The sequence below is a fragment of the Clostridium chromiireducens genome (assembly GCF_003575225.1).
Lineage (GTDB): Bacteria > Bacillota > Clostridia > Clostridiales > Clostridiaceae > Clostridium > Clostridium chromiireducens.
The window spans coordinates 17398-40233 of record NZ_QXDJ01000011.1 but is presented as its reverse complement, the minus strand read 5'-3'; the positions used below and the strand labels follow the sequence as shown (position 1 = coordinate 40233).

Genomic DNA, 22836 nt, shown 5'->3' with positions numbered 1-22836 from the left:
TTTATCTATCTTATGGGCGCATAGCTCAGCTGGGAGAGCACCTGCCTTACAAGCAGGGGGTCACAGGTTCGAGCCCTGTTGTGCCCACCATAAGATGGCTCAGTAGCTCAGTTGGTTAGAGTGCCGGCCTGTCACGCCGGAGGTCGAGGGTTCGAGCCCCTTCTGAGTCGCCATTTAAAATATGCTGGCATGGCTCAACGGTAGAGCAGCTGACTTGTAATCAGCAGGTTGTAGGTTCGATTCCTATTGCCAGCTCCATTTTAAATAAAACATAAAACTTAATATGGCTCCTTGGTCAAGCGGTTAAGACACCACCCTTTCACGGTGGTAACAGGGGTTCGATTCCCCTAGGAGTCACCATTTTATCTATCTTATGGGCGCATAGCTCAGCTGGGAGAGCACCTGCCTTACAAGCAGGGGGTCACAGGTTCGAGCCCTGTTGTGCCCACCATAAGATGGCTCAGTAGCTCAGTTGGTTAGAGTGCCGGCCTGTCACGCCGGAGGTCGAGGGTTCGAGCCCCTTCTGAGTCGCCATTAAAGAACAAGTTCTAGTATAAACTAGAACTTGTTTTTTTATTGTATTTAAATATCATCTTGCTATACAAGTAATTTTCACAAAGAAAAATAATTGTTTCTTTTAAAGGTGTTAAAAGCTAGAGTACATTATATATTGTGCTCTAGCTTAATTCATTTATCTGTTTTTCTCAAGATTCTTCTTTATTCTTATATCCTCTGAATAAAATTTGCAAAGCTTAAATTCACCAATTAATCTTGAAGCGATTCTTTCACTGTATTGCTTTGTAATTCCTGGTAGAGTTAAATTGGTTGAGATAAGCATTTTTCTTTTACTAAGAATTCTTTTATTTATAACATTAAATAATTCAGTAACAGAAAATTCATTAAGATGTTCCGCACCTAAATCATCAATAATCAATAAATCACAATCAAGTATTAACGACTCTAGAGAGGAGTCATTATTAAATCTTATGTCTCTTAAATTCTTAATTAATTCATCTGAAGTTTTGTATATAACTAAATATCCCATATCTAATACAGCTTTAGCAATGCAATAAGATAAATAAGTCTTTCCACTGCCTGGATTTCCATAAAATAGTAGATTTGTTGAGATTGCAGAGAAGTTTGGAAGATAATCTTTTAATATATATTCTAAATTATTCTCCATATTTTTTCGAGGGGAAAACTTCTCATCCCCAAGTTTATGACTTGAAAATAAACTTAAGTCAAAATTATCAAAGTTATTTGATGCAATGGCACTTTCAAGTTCGGAATTTTTATAGTATAGCTTAATTAACTTATGTTTATAGCAACTGCACTTAATATTACCAATAAATCCTGTATCTTTACATTTGTTACAATGATGATGCAAGTTTAAATATTCAGGATCATATCCTCTTTCAACCAGCATTTCACATTTTTTTACTCTTAAATCTGTAATACGTTCTTTAAAATTGTCTATTGTTTTTTCCCCGTCTCTAGATTTAAGAATCGATACTGCCATCTGCAAAGACATTCTTTGAATCTGATTATCTAATTCAATAATTTCAGGATATTTTTCAGATATCTCTGCTCTTCTAGATTTTAGTGATTTAGCTTCGTCTTCTCTAAGTTTATCATATATTTTTAAAATTTCAGTTTGATAGCCTTTAATCATCATTATCCCATCCTAAAAGTTTTTTTTCTAAGGAATCATAATCATACTCTCTTGCCTCAAAATTATTGAACTTAAGAGGAGATTTTTCGGTATTACTATTATTATAGCTTTTTTGGTATTTAACATTTTTATTATTCTTAATATCTTTAATAGCTATATCTTCTAGAGTTCTAATATTATTTTTATTCCAATTAGATAGTATACCATCAATATACTTAAAATCTGCTCTATTTAATCTTTCAAAACATACATCGCAAGCTTTTAAAATAATTTCATTTGGAAACTTATAAATAAGAAGCCATTTTTCTATCAAGTCCTGTTGAGGTTTCATTATATCAGTATTGTTAATACCTAAATAGGTTAATATTTTTCTTATGTTAAGCCACTTATCTTCGGTCTTCTTAATTAAATTTTGTGCTTGTTCAATATTAGTTATCTTTTGATCGTGCCAAGCCAATGCCACCTTTTCTATATATCGCGAATCACTTTTACCTTTTGATATACAGTATTCCATTAAAATCAAAATTAATTCAGAAGAGAAACCGAATTCTCTTTGCCAATTTAAGTAAATTGACATTTCGTTTGGTGATAGTGGTCTAGCTAAAAGCGTTTCTATATCTTTTAGCATATCTTTGGTGCTAGAGCTATCAAGAGCTTCTAATAAGTCTACTTGATTATTAGGTTTAACTGGTTCGTCAACTAAATCTATAAATTCAACATTAAAGTTACCCATTTTATCTATTTGAGTAAGCTTTATAGCTCCCTGATCATTCCAATAATTGAGTGCGTTCATAATATCAGATTCTAATAAATTAAGTGAGGAAGCTAGTATTGATGAGCTAACACCTAACTCTCCAGAAATATTATGCTTTAGCATTAATAAATAAATTTTTACAAATTCGCCTCTAGCTTGTGGCATGTATTTTTCTATAAATACATTACTAACAGGAGTAAATCCTTGAGATTTATTTTTCAACATAAATGTGCTCATTCTATTTACCACCTACCTTTCTAAGTATTTTATGATCCATAATACTAAATAGAATAATACGGCAAACTGCTGTATATAAATAATTATAGCATATTATAGTTATGATAAAGTGAAATATTAATCAACATATTATTTAAAATCAATAAATAATATTAATTAGAATATAAACAATATTATATAATATTTCAACAAAATAAAGATCATAAATCTGTTTTAGTTATGAAAATGCACTCATAACTAAAACAGATTTATGAACCCTATCTATTTCTTGTGTATAATTATCTTGTTTGTAATTTAATTATTACTTAGTACTTATTTATAAATAGGCACTAAGTAATAATTCTATGAATGTTTACTATTCCTTCACCTTGAGTTGTTTTGGAAATATTATCAATTGGATCACAAGCGACCTTTAATAGCGAAATCATATCTTTAAAGGTTATTGTTGGATTTTTTTCGCATATTAGAGCACATAGTCCGCTAATATATGCAGTAGAAATAGAGGAACCAGTAAATGTTTTGTAAGGCACCTCAAGTTTACTAGGATAAAGCTTAATACCGTTTTTTTCAGAAATATAGTTGTTATCAGAATTTAGTGAAACTACATTAACACAAGCGGCACACAAGTCAGGTTTTGCTAATTTACCATAAGGTCCTTCAGAAGAATATAAATATGGTTTTATAATAGAATTAGAGGTATTTAGCCCACCTACAGTAATGCAGTTAGAGAGTGTAGCGATACCCATAATCGGTGATTTACCATTTAAATTACTTCCACTAGGAACGATGGGAATTATCCCCTTAGATACAGCGTAATTAAATACTAAATCAAAACAAGAAATAATAAATGTATTATGGCTTAGCAGCTCAAATGGTAAGCAAAGCACCTTTATATTATTTTCTTTAGATATATTGGCTAAACTTTCTATAGAATACAAAACATCGGAAGCAAATCCTTTACCAAGCTTATCAAATGCTTTGTAGCAAAATAACTTACTTTTATTACATATACCTTTATACATATTATTTGATGATAGACCACTGCTGCAAAGGATTCCTGCTATTGATGTACCATGCCCGTTGTCATCATAGGGATGCTGAAAATCATTCACAAGATCCTTAAATAACTCGATTTTATTGCTAGGATAAGTTAAGTCTTGATGTGGATAGATACCACTATCAACAAGTCCTATGCCAATTCCGGCTCCAGATAAACTAAATTTTTCAGAAAAATGTACTTTATTAGCGGTAGTGACGCTCATGCCACACAAGAATAAATATTCATCTAGATATATTTTTTTTATTTCAGGATATTCTGAAATTCTATCTATACCTCGAGCATTAAGTTCTGCACTAATAATATTAGCAGATTCTATAATATGATGAACAGTTCCTTTATATGAACCAATTTTTTTCACAATTGAGGATTGAAAATCCTTATATTGAATAAGTACTCTATAAGTTTTATATGCATTTTTAGATAAATAGTATTTTAAATTATAGTCTAGCTTCTTTTTATATGAAAACATATATTTCTCCAAAATATTACTCTTCAATATATTATATGAAAAAGAAGATTATTGTTAATAAAAATATAAATAATTGAATATAAAAAATTAAAAAAGCCATGAATTCATTGAAAGGTTTTTAAGAATATATTCCTTAATGATATAAACAATTCATTAATATTATGAATTTAAAATAAAACAGTCACTATAAACTATAAGTTTCACCTATATCAATAATTTTAATAGAACTGTCATTTAGGTTTAGTAAGGATTCTTCAGTTTCCTCAAAATTTTCTAAAGAAATCTTAAACGTTTTATAATGAATAGGAATCATTACAGGACAGTCCATCATTTTAAACATCTCATAACTTTGTTCTGGCGTACAATGCATATAAGAAAATCTATCAGGTTTATAGCAGCCTACAGGCATTAATGCTACATTACAGTTAATATCTTTAAAATTATTTGTAAAAGCAGTATCTCCAGCAAAAAAGATACGTTTATCTTCCCTTTCAATTAAATAGGAAATGCTTTCGTTATCCTGACCAAAATAAAAGCGTCTTCCATCATGATTAGCTTCATAGGCTGTAATTTTTACGAACTCATCCTGATAAATGTCTCCAGGGTGCAATAAAACTACATTTTTGAAACCTAATAGTTTAGCAAGGCGGACATATCCTTTTGGAACAATTATGGCTGCATCTTTATTTAATTTTCTAAGAGAAGAAAAATTTAAATGGTCCATATGACCATGTGATAGGAGTATATAATCTATCTTTAAATCATTTATATAAGCTGGCTTTTTTACTAATCTCTTAAAATAACCTAACGTACTAGAAAATACAGGATCAGTAATTATAATTTTATCATATAAATTTATAACTGCAGTAGCATGACCAAACCAGTTTATAGAATTAGCCGTTATTTGATCAGATTTTATTTCCTCACTTTTTCTGAAATATTCTTTTATATTGTTAATTGTTAAATGGAATAAGAAATTAATATTAGAAAAAAGATTCAAGTGTTATCCTCCCTTTCTTAATGATTCCATTTAAATATTACAACACCAATAATCATAATAGCAATACCTAATAAGTGATTTAATGAGAACTTAATCTTTACAGTTTCAAATAATCCTAAAATATCAATAAGTGCTGCTGAAAGTAATTGTGATATTAAGATAATACCAATTCCTAAAGCAGGTCCCATTGAACTGACACTTTTTATAACTGTAAAAGTAATTACAACACCTAGTATACCACCTAATAAATAAAATTTATTAACAGTCTTTAAATTTGAATAACTTCCATCACCAAAAAAGAAAAAGGCTATAAGACTAACGATGAAAGCAATTATTTGAACTAATAATGTAGTTTCCCATACCCCTATCTTTTCTCCAAGACGAGTATTAAATACTCCCTGAACACTCATAGCAATTCCTGAAATTATTGCACATATTATTCCAAACATAATATCACCTCGGAAATATTATTCCCGTAAGATCGTTAAATATTATATAAAATAAAAATGTTGCTATGTAATAAGTATTTTATAGACAACATTTACGAATATTAGCAATTATTGCTAAACTATTACTAAATTATCTAAACTTTTATTAAATTGATTTTGTATTTGAGATTCAGAAAACCCTAAAGTTAATCCTAAACTTAGTAAATCTTCAAATAGGGTTAAGTAGTGATCCATAGAAGGAGAGATAATCAAGTCGTTTATATCAATATATAAATTTAGAAATTGATCACTTAGACAATAATCATTAGGATTCATGGAAACTGCGATTAAATCTGTATACTTGTGGTCAATACCAAGTGTTAGGGCCTGAGAAATACATGTTATATATTTATTGAATATCACAGTTAGATTGACGGGTTTGGTTTTTTTATCTAAATAATTAAAACAAGTAGTTTCATTAGCTAAATCACCAAGAGATATTGCAAATTCTAAATTTTTACGCACTTGCAATTTATGTGGTTCCAACTCTTCATTTATAGATAAACGATCATTATATTTTTTCTGTACTTTAAATAATGGCTGAATATTCATTATGAATCCCCCTATATTTCTTGTAATAATATTATTTTACAAAATCTTTAAAATAAATGAAAGTTCAGAAAACGAATACAAAAAAATATTTTTTATTTTTACAGAAAATTCATAATTAATGCATTTTTCAAAAATTAAAATTATTATATTAAAAATATTTCGTAAATTTTACAAAACAAAAAAACTGCCTAAATAATTTATACATAAGACAGTTTTATAATTGATGGATGTAAGGATTTAATAATTACCTTTAGCTTGGTGTGTTAGAAATCTTTCAAAATATAAGATTTTATTGGAGTATTTTTCTTTACAATAGGTAATTTCCATATCTCAATACTTTTAATTCTTAATTTTACAAGGTTATTGTTATCATATATTTCAGGAAAATTTAGTTTTACATCTTGTTTCTTATAGTCCTTAGGAACGTAACCTAGATTAGCTAGAGAAATAAAGTTATCTCCAAAGGATTTTACGGTAAAGCCATTAAGATCTAAAACATCAGAAAGGCTTCGAGAAAGTCTTTTTATATACCCTTTATCATCTATTTTTAGATTTATACTTTTAGTAGGCTCAAAAAGGTATACCAAATCACTAGCATCAATTCTGAAAGTTTTATATGGAGCTATAACTTTATCCATAACAGGATATAATCTATCTAAATTTGGATTTTCTATAGATGTCAATAAAACAAAAGGTACAGGCGAATTTCTATTTGCCCTAAATTTTTTAGACATATTTCTTTGTATAGGAGATATTACTTGATATGTCTCCTCATCAAATAATGCAACTATGTAGTACTTCATAATAACCCTCACAATCTCGATTATTGTATTACTTAAAGTTTTAATAAATTATAACATATTAAGCAGTAGAAAAGAATAGAATAGAAGAATAATTAAATACTGAATGTAGATATTAATCACACTATGCGTTATATATTTTAACATTATTGACTATTTATGTATTTATTATAAAGGTATTAAGAAACTAATTCCATTTGGACCATTAAAAAAATTATGATAAATAGCATATATGCCTAAAAAAGTAGGTATAGACTAAAAAAATATATTTAAATAAATTTAGTTTATGATATAATGATTAAGATAGATTTTAATAATAAAATAGGTTAATAATGTAATTAGATATAAAATATAGATAATATAGATTTTAATAGATAGGGTGAATTCAATGGAAAGATTAGTTATAAACGGAGGAAACTTGCTAAAAGGCAGCGTTGATATAAACGGAGCTAAGAATGCAGCAGTAGCAATATTACCAGCAGCAATAATGGCAAGCAATGGAAAATGCATAATTGATAACATACCAGATATTGAAGATGTACACTGCTTAGAGAGAATACTTAAGAGCTTGGGATGTAATATAGTTAAGATAGATAGCAATACTTTAGAGATAGATAGTACTAGTGTTAATAACTTTGATGCATGCATAGATGATGTGAGAAGGATGAGAGCTTCATATTACTTTATTGGAGCTTTATTATCACGATTTAAAAAAGCGAGAGTGGTTCTTCCAGGTGGGTGTTCAATTGGTGTAAGACCTATAGATCAACATATAAAAGGATTTGAGGCTTTAGGTGCCGATGTGTTTATTGAGCATGGAGCAGTGAATGTTAAAGCTGATAGATTAGTAGGTGCTAACATATTTTTTGATGTAGTTTCGGTAGGAGCAACAATAAATGTAATGATAGCAGCAACATTAGCAGAGGGAGTTACAGTTCTTGAGAACGTAGCTAAAGAACCTCATGTTGTTGATGTAGCTAACTTTTTAAATTCAATGGGTGCTGATATAAGAGGTGCTGGAACTGATATAATAAGAATTAAAGGCGTAGAGAGTTTAAAAGGTTGCTCGTATAGTGTAATACCAGATCAAATTGAAGCTGGTACATTTATGATAGCAGCGGCTGCTACAGGCGGAGACGTTTATATAAGAAACGTTATACCAAAGCATTTAGAATCAATTACAGCTAAGCTTACTGAAATGGGAGCTGTAATTGAAGAAGGCGATGATTGTGTTAGAGTTACTGTAAATTCTCCACTTAAAGGAGTGAATATAAAAACAACGCCATATCCAGGGTTTCCGACAGATATTCAACAACCAATGTCAACTTTATTGAGTGTTGTTCCAGGAAGAAGTTTAATAACTGAATCTATTTGGGAGAATAGACATAAACATATAGATGAATTGAAAAAGATGGGGGCAAACATCAAAGTCGAAGGCAGGGTTGCAATTATTGATGGTTCACAAAGGCTTACAGGTGCTGTAGTAAAGGCAACAGATTTAAGGGCTGGTGCAGCAATGGTTATAGCAGGATTAGTTGCAGAGGGAACTACTGAGATAACTAGCATAGAGCATATAGATAGAGGTTATCCTCATATAGAAAATAAATTTAGAGCTTTGGGTGCGAATATTAAAAGAATAGAAGTTGATGAGTAAGAAATGTTCTATAGGGGGAGGAGATTAGAGTGATATTTTGTTCTTTATATAGTGGCAGTAGTGGCAATAGCATGTTTGTTGCTTCTGATAAAGCGAAGATATTAATAGATGCAGGACTCCCTGGTAAAAAAATTGATATGGCACTACAAGAGATTAATCAAAATCCAAGAGATTTAAATGGGATTTTTATAACTCATGAACATAGCGATCATATTAAAGGAGTGGGAGTATTATCTAGAAAATATGATATTCCTATATATGCAAATGCAGATACTTGGTCTGCCATGGAAAACTCGCTTGGAAAAATAAAAGAGTGCAATATAAGAGTGATAGATAAAAGATCTATTACAGAAATAAATGATATGAGTATTAAGGCCTTTAATACTCCTCATGATGCAGTGGCCCCAATGGGATATACAGTTAGTGCTGTAAAAAAGAGAATAAGTGTAGCAACGGATTTTGGTACCTTCACTAGGGAAATCTATGATAATATAAAGGATTCAGAAGTAATACTTCTTGAAAGTAACCATGATATTAATATGCTTAAATTTGGACCATATCCATATCCTTTAAAAAGGAGAATTCTTAGTGAAATAGGACACTTATCTAATGAGGATTGCGGAAGTGCTATTGTTGAATTATATAAGTGCTCGGCAAATAAGAAGATTATTTTAGGGCATTTAAGTAATACAAATAATCAACCTGATTTAGCATATCAGACTGTATTTAATGTGTTAAGTGAGAATGGAATTAATCCTAATGAAGACATAATGTTAACTATGGCAAATAGGCACAATCCTAGTAGTTATATAGAAATTTAATTCTTATAAGGTTATAATTAAAAATTATTATATATAAAATGAAGATTTAAGGGAGGACTTAAAAAATGAGTTTATATACAGAATGGACTGACATGGTTGTTGACTATGTAAAAACTAAAGGGGAAAATGCTTTTTGGGCAGAATATAGTAAATTAGAAAAATCAATATATAAGGATTTATTAGCGAATCATAAAGAAGCTAAAAACACTACAATTAATGAATTAGCCAAAAACTATGATTCTACAGTAGAATTTGCTATGGGATTTATGGATGGAATTAACGATAGCTTAAAGAATCCATATGATTTAGAATCTATTAATGCAGATACAGAACTAGTTTTAGATTTAAATTTAGAAACTTTATACTTCAATATGTTAGATGCTAAGGCAGAGTATTTATATACATTACCTCAATGGGATGGTATATTCTCAGTAGAAAAGAGAAATGAAATGCAAAAGCAATATAAAGAATCTAAAATCATAAGAAATTTAGATAAAGTAGGAAGAAATGACGCTTGTCCATGCGGAAGTGGAAAGAAATATAAGAAATGCTGCGGGAAAGACAAATAGTAGATCGTTACATATAATATAAGTGTTTTTAATATATTAATTGACTAAAAAACCCATTTTAGATGGGTTTTTTTCTTTTTAATAGGTTTATGAAAAATAACAATTCACAAATTAAAATATAGTTGATATAATTAACATATATAAGATATATGTGTATAAAAATGAATAGATATGCTATGGAAGCAAAAATGAGGATTTTTTTAAGAATCTTTATTTAGTGCTTTTATTTTTTATATAAATTTAATTAAAAAGGTAAGCAATAATATTTTTGGGGGGAATCAAGTATGAACTTAAAGCTCAAGTACCTACTGAATAGAAATTTAAAAGGGCATTCAGAAAAAGTTTTTGAAGGAATATCTAATGGAAGAAAAAAGGCTTTAGACAATTGGTTTAACGATAAGTGGGCTCAACTAGAAAATATAAAAAATTCGCTTATGGCTTTAGAAGATGATGATGATATAGTTTATAACTATTTAGTGGAAAATGTAAAGAAACATGAAGATTTTTGTGAAATCTTTGTTTTAGATGAAAGAGGAATAGTATCGGTTTCGTCATGCAAAGAGCATGTAGGACTAGATATGGGTGATTTACCTAATTTAAAAGCGGGATTAGAAGGTAGACCTCTCATGTATGGGCCATATAAAGATAAAAGAACTTTAGATACGGATGTAAGTAACAAGCAATTTGTTGACGATGTAACACTAATGTTTTCGAGCAGATGCAAAAACCATACAGGACAAGTTAGAATATTATGCTGTAGAACTTTAAATGATGATATGAGTAATATAATACAAGATGAGGATACTCATATATACAAGGATTCTGGCGACAACTACTTGTTTATGGTAAAGTCAAACAGAGGCATTAAGCCTGGAACTGCAATCTCTAGAAGTAGATTTGAAGATAATACTTTTACTTTAGGCGATAATCTTAAAGATGGAGTTAAAACAAAAAAATGGGGAGTAGTTCAGATCAAAGAGCATACCGAATTTGAGATTATATTTACTGATCCGGCAACCAATAAATTGCATCCAGGGGTAGAGAATACTATTAGGAATGGAGAAAACTTAGATTGTTGGCCTGGATACCCTGATTATAGACATATTATGGTTGGTGGTAAAGGAACGTTGATAACACCTCCTAATTGCGATGAAGTTTGGGGGATGATGTGTGAAGGAGATATAGATGAAATATACAATTTTCAAAGTATCAATTTAAAGATGCCAATGGCTATATCTTTAATGTCAGCAATTTTAATAGCAATTAATACCGTAACAACAAAACTTGCACCTGACATGAGCATATTTACATCTTTAGGAATGTGGTTTATATTGACGTTATTTACACTAATAATATCTAAGAGAATGGTTTCATCACCTTTAAGCAGGACGATAAATATATTACAAGACATTGCTGAAGGAGAAGGGAATTTAACAAAAAGAGTTAAGAAAATGTCATCAGATGAAATTGGAGAACTATCAAGATGGTTCAATAAATTTATAAATAATCAAATGAGCATGCTTCATAGAGTAAAAAGATCGGCAAAGACGACCAAGAAGTCAGTAAATATAGTTTCAAGTATAACTAATGAAGTTAAAAAAGGAATGGCAGTCATTGAAAATACAGTTGTAAGCCTTTTAGAAAACTCAAAGGAACAAAATTTGGTATTTCAAGATACAAAGAATAAATTCTCAGAGATTACAGCCTCAATTCAAGAAATGGATAGTCTAATTTTAGAAGTTTCGGGAATTGTTGAAGGTACTAATGAGAGTGCATCAACAGCACAAAATGTATCTAAAGAAGTCTTAAGTAATATGGAAGATTTAGAAATTACAATTAATAAAACAGTTGAATCAATTAGTACATTGCAAGGGTATTCGAAGGAAATAAGTGAAGTTGTTAACGTGATAAGTAATATAAGTAAACAAACTCAACTTTTAGCTCTTAATGCATCAATTGAAGCAGCAAGGGCCGGAGAAAGTGGAAGAGGATTTTCAGTAGTTGCAGAAGAAATATCAAAATTAGCTTTAGAAACAGAAGGCGCAACTAAATCAATAAGTAATGTTATTAAACAAGTTCAAGAACAAACGCAAGCTACCTTTGAATATGCAGGAGAAATAAATAGCAAAGTAAATGTTTCAACAGGAAGTGTAAAAAATTCTATTCAATCATTTGATCAAATTAATCAAGATGTAAATATAATTGCAGATGCTATGCAATCCATCGCTCATATTACTTCAACACAAACTGAAAGCGTTGGTGATGTTATGAATAATGTAAGTAATATGGCGGATAAAGTAGAGCAGTCTACAGAAAGTAGTTCAACTAAGAGCGAAGAATCATTAACAATGGTTAAAAAGATATTATCAGACATAAGGCAATTAAAGCAAGCTACAGAAGTATTAGAATATTCATCAGATAATCTAAATGAAATGGTTGGATCATTTAAGTTAAAATAATATAAATAAAAATCTTATTCATACATAGAAAATAAATTAAATATAAATTTAAAAACTTATCTCGAAATTATTTAATGACAGGCTGCCTTCATTTATGTTTCCTATTTTTAAGTAGGATACGTAAATATAAAGTAGCCTGTCATTAAATTTTATTACTGAGAGTTATTCACAATGAATATAAAAATAAAGGAGTTTATCTATAGAATCAGGAGAGAATGTGGATAAAATTCGAATAAAAGAACATATCTGTGGACTATATTTCTGGCACAATGAATTAACTTAGCATTTGTGCAAATAATAAAAATATATTATAATCAAATATAGTTGCTATCGCAACTATATCTAATTGGAATCAGAGTAACAAATTTTATTGTAGTATAGAAATTATTATTTTAGGTTTAACTTACAGTTTAAATAGATTAATTATTATATATGCTACGTAGAAAGGATAAAGATTATGGAGAATAAAGATAACAAAGTAAATGATAAAAGATGGCTTATATTACTCACAACTGTACTTTTAACATTCATGGCAACGCTTGATGGTAGTATAGTAAATGTTGCATTACCGGTTATGGCGCAAAGGCTATCAGTAAGTATGGCATCCATAGAATGGGTAGTTACGAGCTATTTAATAGTTATTGTAGGTACTATCCTTATATTTGGGAGATTAGCTGATATTAAAGGAAAGGCTAATGTATTTAAACTAGGAATTATAATTTTTACAATTGGTTCTCTAGCGTGTGGTCTATCTAATTCACTAATAATGTTAGTTTTATCGAGAGGATTACAGGCAATAGGCGCTGCAGGAACAATGTCAACAAGTCATGGAATTATAACACACGTATTTCCGAGTAATGAAAGAGGAAGAGCTTTAGGGATTAATGGTACATTTGTAGCATTAGGATCAATGGTGGGGCCTCCAATAGGTGGAATAATTGTATCTGTTCTGAGTTGGCAATATATATTTCTAATAAATGTACCAATAGGAATTTTAGCTCTTACATTAGCCATGAGAACACTTCAGAAGAGTAGTAATAATTCTAAGGAAACGTTAGATATAAAGGGCGCAGTGTTGTTTGGACTAACTATGGTATTATTATTTGGAGCTCTAACATTTGGTAAAGAAATAGGATATAATAATACTGGTGTCATAGCAGCTATAGCTATTTCAGTTATATTATTTATTTTATTTATAATGGTTGAAAGAAAAATTATATCACCGCTATTGAAGTTGGAGATATTTAGTAATCAATTATTTTCTCTTAGTATTTTTTGTGCATTTATATCTTTTATAGCAATAAGTTGTTCAAACATAATAATACCGTTCTATCTGCAGTATGTAATGAAATTAAGTCCATCAGTTACAGGTATATTAATGATGGTTTCGCCAATAATATTGGCCGTTATTGCACCAATGAGCGGGCATATGTCTGATAGGGTAGGGTCAGAAGTTCTTACATTTTTAGGTCTTATAGGAACTAGCTTAGGCTTATTTTTGATGTCAACACTAACACAATACTCTCATTTAGGAGCATTAATTATATTTATTGCTGTAATGACAATGGGAAATGGAATGTTTCAATCACCTAATAATTCACTGGTAATGTCTACAGTAGATAAGAAGAATTTAGGAATTGCAGGAAGCATAAATGCTCTGGTAAGAAACTTAGGAATGGTTTCAGGAATATCATTATCAACAACTCTTTTATATTATCGTATGAGCACAATGGTAGGATATCATGTTACAGGATATATAGAAGGAAGAGATGACGTCTTTATATATGGAATGCAATATGTATATTCAGCCGCAGGCATAATATGCGCGGTAGGAGCTATTTTAACGGCATATAGATTATATGAAACTAGATACAAGAAAAAGGTTGAAGTAGTATAAATAAAATATCATCAAAAGAAGAATGCAGAAGGCATTTAAACTTTTGATGATATTTTTTTATAATAATATATTATAGAGGTATAGTAAGACAAAAGAAATAAGATAAAATTAACTTTCCATTATATTTATAGCAAATGAAAAATTTTAGCTAAGTTTATCATTTTTAGTTATAATATATATAATATTAAACAACTTAAGGAGAAGCTAATGAACATTACTATAATTACCGTAGGTAAGATTAAAGAAAAATATTTAAAAGATGCAATAGATGAATATTCTAAAAGATTAGGGCGTTATTGTAAGTTAGATATAATAGAGCTAGTAGATGAAAAGACGCCTGATAATGCATCAGAAAAGGAAGAGGAATCAATTAAAGAAAAAGAGGGTCAAGGGATATTAAGTAAAATTAAAGATAATATGTTTGTTATAGCTATGGATCTAGGAGGAAAGCATTTGACTTCAGAAGATTTTGCAGGTTACATAGAAAACTTAGGTATAACAGGTAATTCTAATATTGCCTTTATTATAGGCGGTAGCCTAGGTATATCAAAAAGTGTTTTAGCTAGGGCTAACTATAAATTATGTTTTTCAAAAATGACATTCCCTCATCAACTCTTTAGAGTAATGCTTCTAGAGCAGGTTTATAGAGGGTTTAGAATAATGAAGGGTGAACCGTATCACAAATAAAGATGATAAAACTGTACAAAAATGCTCAGAGGAAATGCTACAAGAAGCAGAAGAAATAATAACACTACTAGACGATAACTATTGGGGGTTGAAAATATACTAAGTTAATTAGAGCGCATATTTTGATATAATATGTGAAAGTAATTGTTATGTTTATCATATATTAATAGCAGTAGATAGATTTATTGTAAATCAAAATATTCTATCACAAAGGATGATAATGATGGAATTAGCTAAGGATTTATGTTTTAATGGTGAGATTGTAACACCTAAGGATATAGAATATGATGAAGATAGACAAGTGTGGAACAGAGCAATACAAAAATATCCAATAGCTATATTATATTGTACTAGTAGAGAAGACGTTATAAGTGCTTTAAGGTTTTGCGTTAAAAAAAATATTGAATTTAGAATAAGATCTGGTGGACACAATTATGAGGGATATTCAATTGGAAATAATGTTATAGTAATTGATGTTAGTAGAATGAAGAAAATAATTATAAATGAATTAACCAATACAGTGAAAATAGAATCAGGGGTAGAAAATAATGAACTTTACGAATATGTAGGCACAAGAGGATATCCTTTTCCGGGTGGAACCTGCCCAACTGTTGGAGTAGCAGGATACACTTTAGGCGGAGGATGGGGACTATCTTGCAGGTTATTTGGTTTAGGAATTGATAATGTATTAGAGTTTGAACTTGTAGATTATAGAGGTAAGATAATCATTGCAAATAGAGATTGCAATAGTGATTTATTTTGGGCATTAAGGGGTGGCGGAGGAGGAAACTTTGGAATAGTAATCTCATTAACTTTTAGGTTACCACCAAAATTAAATAAGGTAACAGAGTTTACAATATATTATCCAAATACCACACCATTAGAACAAGCAAGTATTATGGATATATTTCAAAATTTATATCAAACCCTAGATAGAAGAGTGAATATGAGAGCTAGTTTTTATAATTCTGCAGATGAGGGTGTAGCAGCATTCATTATAGGATTATTTTATGGAGATATAGCGGAATTAAAGGAAATATTAAAACCTTTATTGATGTTACCAAGAGCTGAGGCTGACTTTGAATATACAACCTTTTTAAATGCTGTAAAAAAGATTGGAGCTATATATAAAGCTAGTGAAAAATTTAAATCTGCTGGTAGATTTGCAGATAGAATATATTCAAAGCACGAGTTATTAAAATTAGCATCTTCTCTTCAAGAAAAGCCTATAGGCTCAGTTTATGCTGCAGTTACTTTTTATGGATTAGGTGGAGCTGTAAAGGATAAAGGAAAGCATGAAACAGCCTTTTATTATAGAGACTCCAATTATATTATAGGTATACAATCAGTATGGGAAAATTCAATTTATGCAGAAGAAAACAAGGAATGGGTAGCTAGTAGATTAAATTATATAAAGATGATAACAGAAGGATCATATGTTAATTTTCCGTACAGTCCATTAATAGATTATGAAAAAGAATATTATGGTGGAAATGTATGTAGGTTGAAATATATAAATGAAAAGTATGATCCACTTAATATATTTAATTATCCACAATCAATAAAATAAGAATTTAATTTTAGGTGAGCCCTCACCGGAAAATAAACGATTAGAAGATAATCTTGGTATTAGTTACAGAGATTATCTTCTTTGTGGCGAACTTTTCTTATTTGAATAAAAAAATAGCAATTTATATTAAAAGAATATATGAGATATTGGTTATAATGTATATGAGAGGAGTTGTTTATATGAAGGCTAATGTAGATGTAATCTCAAAAGTTATCGAATTTATAGAGGAACACCTTACAGATGAAGATGATTTAGATTTAGAAAAAATAGCTGATATTGCGAATTATTCGAAGTTTCATTTGCATCGAATGTTCTCGCAAATTGTTGGATGCACAATGCATCAGTATATTCAAAGAAGAAGATTAACTGAAGCAGCTAGACAACTTGTTTTTTCGGATAAATCAATTATAGATATAGCATCTATTTCAGGTTATGAAACTCAGCAGTCTTTTACACTAGCGTTTAAAAGATTGTATCAAGAATCACCACAGATGTATAGAAAAAGAAACAGTTTTTGGCCTAAACAATTGAAATTTCAACAACAGAAAGTTGAATGTATTTCTTATACTAACTTAAATATGAGATGCGAGGTGAAAGCAGCGTGAGTTTAATTCCATATGTTATTGAACAAACAAGTAGAGGAGAACGAAGTTATGATATTTATTCCAAGCTATTAAAGGATAGAATTATTTTTCTAGGAGAGGAAGTAAGTGAGCCTATTGCAAATCTTATAGTGGCGCAGCTTATATTCTTAGAATCAGAAGATCCAGATAAGGATATTCACTTATATATTAATAGTCCAGGAGGTTCTGTAACGGCAGGTCTCGCTATATACGATACAATGAATTACATTAAATGTGATGTCTCAACTATTTGTGTTGGTATGGCAGCAAGTATGGGGGCATTTTTACTTGCAGGAGGTGCAAAGGGTAAGAGATTTGCTCTTTCAAATGCCGAAATCATGATCCATCAGCCATCCGGGGGTGCAAGAGGTCAGGCTACTGATATTAAAATTGCGGCAGAGCATATTTTAAAAAATAAAAGAAATTTAAACAAAATTCTTGCAGAAAATACAGGAAAATCGATTGAACAAATTGAGGCAGATACAGATAGAGATAACTTTATGTCGGCAGATGAAGCAAAGGAATATGGATTAATTGATAAGGTAATGAGCAGGGATAAATAATGCTTCAAAGATGATGTGACCCTTTATTTTTTAGTAGTTGGTCATTTTGAGTATGAATTAAAGATTTATTATATTTTAAAGGGTAATATTCTAAACCATATATATTGTCTAGAATATTACCATATATATTATTTGAAATTTGGGGATATTAAATGTTCAGTGCTAATCTTCTATTTTCAATAATTTTTTCTAGCTCATCGGCAGCTTTAAGTACATCTTCTTCGACTATTAGTTTACCTCCTGTGATGTTTACTAAATCTTCTTTTAATACCTTAGTTACAACTTCGCTTCCGTCTATGAATGGAGATATAGCAACATGTAATGGAAGTCCTAATGATAATCCAAAAGCTGCATCAGCTAATGCTTGCTCTTCAAGCCATTGTGGAGCCGATAATACAAGTGGAAGTTCTGGAATATCTACACCTAGATTTTCTGCAAGTTCAGTTGCTACCATTTCTAATCTTCCAATAGCAAGGCATGGACCAAAATTTAATACTGGAGGTATACCTAGTGTTTTACATATATCTTTTAAATTATCTCCAGCAAGGTCAGCGGCGCCAGGTGACATAAGTCCAACATTTTCAAGCCCTCCTGAAGAACAACCTGCTGAAAGAACTAAAATATCTCTCTTTATTAATTCCTTAGTAAGCTCTACTGTAAATACATCATGTCCTTTTGCTGTTAGATTAGAGCAGCCTACTACTCCAGCGATACCTTTAATTTTTCCTTTGGCAATTAAATCAATAAGTCCATTCCAATTTCCACCTAAAAATTCTTTTAATGATCCTTCACTAACACCAGTTACTACATCATCGTAACCATGATCTTTAGGAATATCGATTATGACAGTACTTCTTCTACTTTTATAACTTTTTAAAGCTTCAAAAATAATTTTTTCACTTATCTCTTCAGCATTTTGCATATTAAAATTTATGTACTCGGCATTTTTCTTCTTAGCAACATCATCTATACATATAGTTTTTACATTAAATTTTTCAGCTATAGGTTCAAGTCCTGGTATTGTACAGTTAAATTCTGAGACAATTAGATCTATAGCACCAGTTGCGAGTACAGCCTCACTTGTATAATTATTTCCTGCATGACCTGAGAAGACTTCAGTATAATGTTCTCCTCTTAACTGTAAGTCCTGACCTACGCATGTGCATCCAACTAATTTAAAGCCTTTAGCACCTAATTCAACTGCTTTCTTTTTAACATTCTCATCAATTAATTTATCTTGAAGATGTGCAATATCAGAATGCTGATGTCCTGTAATCATTATATTTATATAATCCTCATCTATTACCCTAAAACCAACCTTAGCTTGTCTGATTTTTGGAGCACCAAGCATAACATCATTTAAAAGATTAGTTAATACTAAACCATATATTCCTGTAGCAATTCCAAGTTGAAGTGCATTAAGTAGCATATCTACAGGATCACTATTTAAATTTGTTGATGTTTTTACAAGTGCATCAAAAACTTCAGACTTAGCACCACCTGGTAATATATTCAGTTCCCTCCACTTATTATATCTAGGAGCATAAGCTAATTTTTTTACTAATTCCATCTTTTCAAATCTTGGTTTATATAGATCTTTAAGAACTTCATCGGCTACTTTAATTGCCTTAGTATTTATATCTTCTTCAACAACATCAAAGATTTCAGCAAGTTTATCTAATATTTCTAGGCTTTTTATCTTAAGGTTACCTTTTCCTTCACCAATATCTTTAAGATTTCTTGCTGTAGTTTCCACGACATGAAGATAGCATGCTGATCCTGCAGCTATTGCTCTTAGGAAGTTCCTTGATACGATGGTATCAGCATCTGCACCACATACTCCTTTAGGTGATTTAGGTGTTATCTTACATGGGCCATTTGAACAAAGCTTACAGCAAACTCCCTCTTTCCCAAATTTGCATTTAGCTTTTTGTGATTCAACTCTGTTAAAAGAGGTCTCTAATTCTTGTTTTGATGATAAAAATTCACATAATTTACAATCTGCTGATGTACACATTGACATATTAATCGTCTCCTTTTATTAAAAAATATATTAAATTGAAGTACAAATTCAAATGCATATACTATACCGTTTTGGTATACTTTTGTGCAAATATAAAAGGCTTTCGCCCATTATATTATTTTTATATAAGACTACCACGGATCATTCTTCAACTCAGCAAAGTTTACACTTTCTAGCTCAGCTATCATTTTACTTTGAATATTACATAAGGCCTTATGTATAGAACAATGTCCAGATTTATTTGCGCTACATGCTTTGGTATCATAAACACATCTAGTAACAATAATTGGACCTTGTATAGCCTCGACCACATCCTTCATGGTTATGTTTTTAGGATCTCTAGATATAGAATAACCTCCATTGACGCCTCTATATGATTTAACTATACCCGACTGAGTTAACTTTCTAGTTAATTTTAATAAAAATCTTAGAGGTATATTTCCTTTTTCGGATAAGGATTTTGCATCAATTTTATTATCTAGGCCTTCTTTAGATAGCATGAGTACTATTCTAAATGCATAATCAGATTCTTGATTGATATTCATATATTTACTCCTTAAAGTATACCTGTTTGGTGTAATTTATAATAATATAATTTATATAAATTGTCAATATATTAATACAAAGGATTAAGTTGGTTAATTTATTTGAATATGGTTTTATAATAAGTACTAAAATAGAAAGTCATCATCAATTCAAAAATTATATAAAAGAGCGAAACAGACATGTGAAATGGATTGAGTGGGAAAATAGATAGATATGAAAATAAATGGGTTCATTAGTAATGATGAGCTCATTTATTTAATTTTATATATATTATATTAATTAACATCTAAATCTAATTTTGATAGCAATTTTTCAATGGTTTTTGCTGAAATGTAATCATCGTCTCTTTTCACTAAAAGTTTAGAGCGGCACTTTGAACACTTTTTTAGGCAATCTTTTACCTTGAATTCGATATTATTATCATCTAAAGCCTTAGATAATTCTTCAAAATGAAGTGTGTGTTTACAAATCTTATATTTAGCCATATATATTCCCCTTTATAAAAACAATTTATTCTTTTTTAATAGTATAAGTTATTTGATAATAAATATCAATAGAGCTATTTAATAAGGTTATATACTTTAGATATATTATACTTAAAAACTTTCATAATAGATGAAACGTTAATGAAAGAGTAAAGATATTTATTTTTAATGAATTAATATGATTAAGTACAAAAGATACTCAAATATTATTAAAACTTAGTACGAACTCTTTAACATAATTATATTATTTTGAATACTATATAAATAAAGAATTTATTTGGGGTGAGTATTATGTTTGGAGCTTTAATAGCCATGCTTACTGGAATCCGAATAATAAAAGATGCTAAGGGAGGAGTTTTTGATATACTAAATGGTAAAGGTCCTATAGAAAAAGCAATGGAAGCAGCAGGATATGATTATGATCCTGAACAAGATATATTTTATTGTGTTATGAATCCGTGGCAAAGAAATATGGGATATAATCGGTTATATGATGAAGCAATGGCACCGTTTGGGATGATTGTAGATTGTGAACCAATATATTTTGAATATAAAAATAAAATATGGTTAGTTGAATTATGGAAAGGTCAATATGATGTAAATACTGGCTGCGAAATAGGAATATATACAGCAGATAAACCAGTTTTAAATATACCTGAAATGTATAAATTAATGTTCTTTAATTGTGCAAATGATGAAGAGAAATTAACAATGTCTTTTACCTTAAAAAAGAATGGTAAAATTCTTTTCTCAAGGGATGAAAAGCACTGGTGGTTAGCAGGTTTTAAACTTGGTGAATACTCAGAACCTTCAGAATTAGTGGTAAATTTAAATATTACCTTAAAGGATGAAGAAATGTGCAACGCGTTTGTAGAAGCATTAAATAAGATTGGATATGCAGAAGAGAAAATCAGTGTAAATGGATATACGGTAGGTTTGATATTTGATGAACCACATACGCCGCAGCCAATTACAAGAATAGAAGAAACAGATAAATTAATTCAAGCTAAGAATAAATTATTATGTGAGAAATATAATGAGATTACTAATATATATAATAGTTTTACAGATAAAATAAATGCACTTAAAGATCAAGCACCTGAAATATATTCAGAAATTATTGATAAGGCAACATTGAGAACACATTTAAGAAGTATTAATAATACCGAAATGCTTTAAGTTGCTATGATGCACCGGCAGGAGATAAACTCCTGCCTTTAAAATATCTCTAGTATAACACATAATAATACATAAGTTGGAAAAAATTAAGAGATTTTCATTTTATATATTTCCTTGTAATAGCATTAATGTTAATATATGATTATGGTTAATGTTTATATATTAGCAAAAGCTATATTATCATCAAAACTTGAGACACAATCTTACTATATTAATTTTATGGAGGTATGAGTTATGAAGGCCTTAACAATTTTTTACTCATTGGAGGGTAATACAAATATTATTGCGAATGCAATAAATGATGAACTGCAAGGAGATATCGTTGAAATAAAACCTAAACAAGAAATACCGAACAAAGGTTTGAGAAAATACTTTTGGGGTGGGAAGCAGGTATTATTTGGCGAGAAACCTGAAATAAATGATATAAAGGTTGATTTCTCAAAATATGATTTAATAGTATTTGGTACTCCTATATGGGCAAGTAATTTTGTACCAGTTTTTAATACCTTTTTTGAAAAACATAGTATTAAGAATAAGAAAGTAGCCCTATTCTGCTGTCATGGCGGAGGAAAGGAAGGAAAAGCTTTTGTTAAATTTAAAGAGAGGTTACAAGGAAATAACTTTTTAGGTGAAATAGCATTTGAGGATCCACTTAAAAAGGATAAAGATAATAATATTATAAGAGCGAGAGAGTGGATAAAAGCCATTATTAAATAAATAATAATTAT

At 29.9% G+C, this 22836-nt stretch carries 21 protein-coding genes and 6 tRNA genes; 17 read left to right on the top strand and 10 right to left on the bottom strand.

Features of this window, described 5'->3' with window-relative positions; translation table 11 throughout:
• The first annotated feature begins 14 nt into the window (after window positions 1-14).
• The 6 genes from D2A34_RS25755 (at window position 15) to D2A34_RS25730 (ending at window position 534) form a co-directional block, all read left to right on the top strand.
• Window positions 15-90: transfer RNA gene (locus D2A34_RS25755), tRNA-Val, on the top strand.
• A 6-nt stretch (window positions 91-96) separates the two neighbouring features.
• Window positions 97-173 (top strand) — tRNA-Asp (locus D2A34_RS25750).
• 10 nt (window positions 174-183) lie between these two features.
• Window positions 184-258: transfer RNA gene (locus D2A34_RS25745), tRNA-Thr, on the top strand.
• Window positions 259-285: 27 nt separating this feature from the next.
• Window positions 286-360, top strand: a tRNA-Glu gene (locus D2A34_RS25740).
• A 15-nt stretch (window positions 361-375) separates the two neighbouring features.
• A tRNA-Val gene (locus tag D2A34_RS25735) sits at window positions 376-451 on the top strand.
• A 6-nt stretch (window positions 452-457) separates the two neighbouring features.
• A tRNA-Asp gene (locus D2A34_RS25730) sits at window positions 458-534 on the top strand.
• 157 nt (window positions 535-691) lie between these two features.
• Here D2A34_RS25730 and D2A34_RS25725 read toward each other — a convergent pair.
• From D2A34_RS25725 to D2A34_RS25695, 7 genes are all read right to left on the bottom strand, one after another.
• Window positions 692-1672, bottom strand: coding sequence for an ATP-binding protein (locus D2A34_RS25725; RefSeq protein WP_079440814.1), 981 nt, complete (start codon window positions 1670-1672; stop codon window positions 692-694).
• Window positions 1665-2663: a DnaD domain protein gene (locus tag D2A34_RS25720; RefSeq protein ID WP_169896819.1), complete on the bottom strand. Its 999-nt coding sequence runs from the start codon at window positions 2661-2663 to the stop codon at window positions 1665-1667. Before D2A34_RS25720 ends, D2A34_RS25725 begins: the two co-directional genes overlap by 8 nt.
• 329 nt (window positions 2664-2992) lie before the next feature.
• Window positions 2993-4192 carry a S8 family serine peptidase gene (locus tag D2A34_RS25715; protein WP_119368274.1) on the bottom strand — a complete coding sequence of 400 codons (1200 nt, stop codon included), beginning with the start codon at window positions 4190-4192 and terminating at the stop codon, window positions 2993-2995.
• Window positions 4193-4376: 184 nt separating this feature from the next.
• Window positions 4377-5192, bottom strand: a complete 816-nt coding sequence (locus tag D2A34_RS25710) for an MBL fold metallo-hydrolase (RefSeq protein WP_079441279.1) — start codon at window positions 5190-5192, stop codon at window positions 4377-4379.
• Between the two features lie 17 nt (window positions 5193-5209).
• The gene (locus tag D2A34_RS25705) at window positions 5210-5641 is read right to left on the bottom strand and encodes a DMT family transporter (RefSeq protein ID WP_079441278.1); all 432 of its coding nucleotides are present in this window, start codon (window positions 5639-5641) and stop codon (window positions 5210-5212) included.
• A 114-nt stretch (window positions 5642-5755) separates the two neighbouring features.
• Complete coding sequence (locus tag D2A34_RS25700) at window positions 5756-6232, bottom strand: dUTP diphosphatase (RefSeq protein WP_119368273.1); 477 nt, start codon at window positions 6230-6232, stop codon at window positions 5756-5758.
• A gap of 263 nt (window positions 6233-6495) precedes the next feature.
• Window positions 6496-7035, bottom strand: a complete 540-nt coding sequence (locus tag D2A34_RS25695) for a hypothetical protein (RefSeq protein WP_119368272.1) — start codon at window positions 7033-7035, stop codon at window positions 6496-6498.
• A gap of 385 nt (window positions 7036-7420) precedes the next feature.
• On the opposite strand from D2A34_RS25695, the gene D2A34_RS25690 reads away from it, so the two are divergent.
• The 9 genes from D2A34_RS25690 (at window position 7421) to clpP (ending at window position 17875) form a co-directional block, all read left to right on the top strand.
• Entirely contained in the window at window positions 7421-8686 is a 1266-nt protein-coding gene (locus D2A34_RS25690) for a UDP-N-acetylglucosamine 1-carboxyvinyltransferase (RefSeq protein WP_079441275.1), read from the top strand.
• A 29-nt stretch (window positions 8687-8715) separates the two neighbouring features.
• On the top strand, window positions 8716-9507 hold the full coding sequence (locus D2A34_RS25685; RefSeq protein WP_079441274.1) for an MBL fold metallo-hydrolase: 792 nt from the start codon (window positions 8716-8718) through the stop codon (window positions 9505-9507).
• Window positions 9508-9572: 65 nt separating this feature from the next.
• Complete coding sequence (locus D2A34_RS25680; RefSeq protein ID WP_079441273.1) at window positions 9573-10076, top strand: SEC-C metal-binding domain-containing protein; 504 nt, start codon at window positions 9573-9575, stop codon at window positions 10074-10076.
• A 284-nt stretch (window positions 10077-10360) separates the two neighbouring features.
• A complete protein-coding gene (locus D2A34_RS25675; protein ID WP_119368271.1) occupies window positions 10361-12535 on the top strand; it encodes a methyl-accepting chemotaxis protein in 2175 nt (724 codons plus the stop codon).
• A 457-nt stretch (window positions 12536-12992) separates the two neighbouring features.
• Window positions 12993-14432: an MFS transporter gene (locus D2A34_RS25670; protein WP_079441271.1), complete on the top strand. Its 1440-nt coding sequence runs from the start codon at window positions 12993-12995 to the stop codon at window positions 14430-14432.
• 207 nt (window positions 14433-14639) lie between these two features.
• Entirely contained in the window at window positions 14640-15119 is a 480-nt protein-coding gene (rlmH, locus tag D2A34_RS25665; RefSeq protein ID WP_079441270.1) for a 23S rRNA (pseudouridine(1915)-N(3))-methyltransferase RlmH, read from the top strand.
• A gap of 223 nt (window positions 15120-15342) precedes the next feature.
• On the top strand, window positions 15343-16689 hold the full coding sequence (locus D2A34_RS25660; RefSeq protein ID WP_207652334.1) for an FAD-binding oxidoreductase: 1347 nt from the start codon (window positions 15343-15345) through the stop codon (window positions 16687-16689).
• A gap of 179 nt (window positions 16690-16868) precedes the next feature.
• A complete protein-coding gene (locus D2A34_RS25655) occupies window positions 16869-17294 on the top strand; it encodes a helix-turn-helix transcriptional regulator (RefSeq protein ID WP_079441268.1) in 426 nt (141 codons plus the stop codon).
• The gene (gene clpP / locus D2A34_RS25650; protein WP_079441267.1) at window positions 17291-17875 is read left to right on the top strand and encodes an ATP-dependent Clp endopeptidase proteolytic subunit ClpP; all 585 of its coding nucleotides are present in this window, start codon (window positions 17291-17293) and stop codon (window positions 17873-17875) included. Before D2A34_RS25655 ends, clpP begins: the two co-directional genes overlap by 4 nt.
• A 148-nt stretch (window positions 17876-18023) precedes the next feature.
• Here the strand turns inward: clpP and cooS are convergent, their stop codons facing one another.
• The 3 genes from cooS to D2A34_RS25635 all read right to left on the bottom strand — a co-directional run bounded on the left by cooS (window position 18024) and on the right by D2A34_RS25635 (window position 20929).
• On the bottom strand, window positions 18024-19898 hold the full coding sequence (gene cooS / locus D2A34_RS25645) for an anaerobic carbon-monoxide dehydrogenase catalytic subunit (protein WP_119368270.1): 1875 nt from the start codon (window positions 19896-19898) through the stop codon (window positions 18024-18026).
• A gap of 131 nt (window positions 19899-20029) precedes the next feature.
• On the bottom strand, window positions 20030-20443 hold the full coding sequence (locus D2A34_RS25640; protein WP_079441265.1) for an RrF2 family transcriptional regulator: 414 nt from the start codon (window positions 20441-20443) through the stop codon (window positions 20030-20032).
• Between the two features lie 276 nt (window positions 20444-20719).
• A complete protein-coding gene (locus D2A34_RS25635) occupies window positions 20720-20929 on the bottom strand; it encodes a hypothetical protein (RefSeq protein ID WP_119368269.1) in 210 nt (69 codons plus the stop codon).
• Between the two features lie 291 nt (window positions 20930-21220).
• Here D2A34_RS25635 and D2A34_RS25630 point away from each other — a divergent pair, with 291 nt between their 5' ends.
• Window positions 21221-22108, top strand: a complete 888-nt coding sequence (locus tag D2A34_RS25630; RefSeq protein ID WP_119368268.1) for a DUF4474 domain-containing protein — start codon at window positions 21221-21223, stop codon at window positions 22106-22108.
• 234 nt (window positions 22109-22342) lie between these two features.
• Entirely contained in the window at window positions 22343-22825 is a 483-nt protein-coding gene (locus D2A34_RS25625) for a flavodoxin family protein (RefSeq protein ID WP_119368267.1), read from the top strand.
• Window positions 22826-22836 lie beyond the last annotated feature (11 nt).

Bases quoted from the DNA above. Each gene is read 5' to 3' on its own strand.
- D2A34_RS25655 (WP_079441268.1), top strand. From the start codon at position 16,869: ATGAAGGCTAATGTAGATGTAATCTCAAAAGTTATCGAATTTATAGAG.
- D2A34_RS25695 (WP_119368272.1), bottom strand. From the start codon at position 7,035: ATGAAGTACTACATAGTTGCATTATTTGATGAGGAGACATATCAAGTA.
- D2A34_RS25680 (WP_079441273.1), top strand. From the start codon at position 9,573: ATGAGTTTATATACAGAATGGACTGACATGGTTGTTGACTATGTAAAA.
- cooS (WP_119368270.1), bottom strand. From the start codon at position 19,898: ATGTCAATGTGTACATCAGCAGATTGTAAATTATGTGAATTTTTATCA.
- D2A34_RS25625 (WP_119368267.1), top strand. From the start codon at position 22,343: ATGAAGGCCTTAACAATTTTTTACTCATTGGAGGGTAATACAAATATT.
- D2A34_RS25705 (WP_079441278.1), bottom strand. From the start codon at position 5,641: ATGTTTGGAATAATATGTGCAATAATTTCAGGAATTGCTATGAGTGTT.
- D2A34_RS25725 (WP_079440814.1), bottom strand. From the start codon at position 1,672: ATGATTAAAGGCTATCAAACTGAAATTTTAAAAATATATGATAAACTT.
- rlmH (WP_079441270.1), top strand. From the start codon at position 14,640: ATGAACATTACTATAATTACCGTAGGTAAGATTAAAGAAAAATATTTA.
- D2A34_RS25660 (WP_207652334.1), top strand. From the start codon at position 15,343: ATGGAATTAGCTAAGGATTTATGTTTTAATGGTGAGATTGTAACACCT.
- D2A34_RS25700 (WP_119368273.1), bottom strand. From the start codon at position 6,232: ATGAATATTCAGCCATTATTTAAAGTACAGAAAAAATATAATGATCGT.
- D2A34_RS25690 (WP_079441275.1), top strand. From the start codon at position 7,421: ATGGAAAGATTAGTTATAAACGGAGGAAACTTGCTAAAAGGCAGCGTT.
- D2A34_RS25720 (WP_169896819.1), bottom strand. From the start codon at position 2,663: ATGAGCACATTTATGTTGAAAAATAAATCTCAAGGATTTACTCCTGTT.
- D2A34_RS25675 (WP_119368271.1), top strand. From the start codon at position 10,361: ATGAACTTAAAGCTCAAGTACCTACTGAATAGAAATTTAAAAGGGCAT.
- D2A34_RS25635 (WP_119368269.1), bottom strand. From the start codon at position 20,929: ATGGCTAAATATAAGATTTGTAAACACACACTTCATTTTGAAGAATTA.
- D2A34_RS25670 (WP_079441271.1), top strand. From the start codon at position 12,993: ATGGAGAATAAAGATAACAAAGTAAATGATAAAAGATGGCTTATATTA.
- D2A34_RS25640 (WP_079441265.1), bottom strand. From the start codon at position 20,443: ATGAATATCAATCAAGAATCTGATTATGCATTTAGAATAGTACTCATG.
- D2A34_RS25630 (WP_119368268.1), top strand. From the start codon at position 21,221: ATGTTTGGAGCTTTAATAGCCATGCTTACTGGAATCCGAATAATAAAA.
- D2A34_RS25715 (WP_119368274.1), bottom strand. From the start codon at position 4,192: ATGTTTTCATATAAAAAGAAGCTAGACTATAATTTAAAATACTATTTA.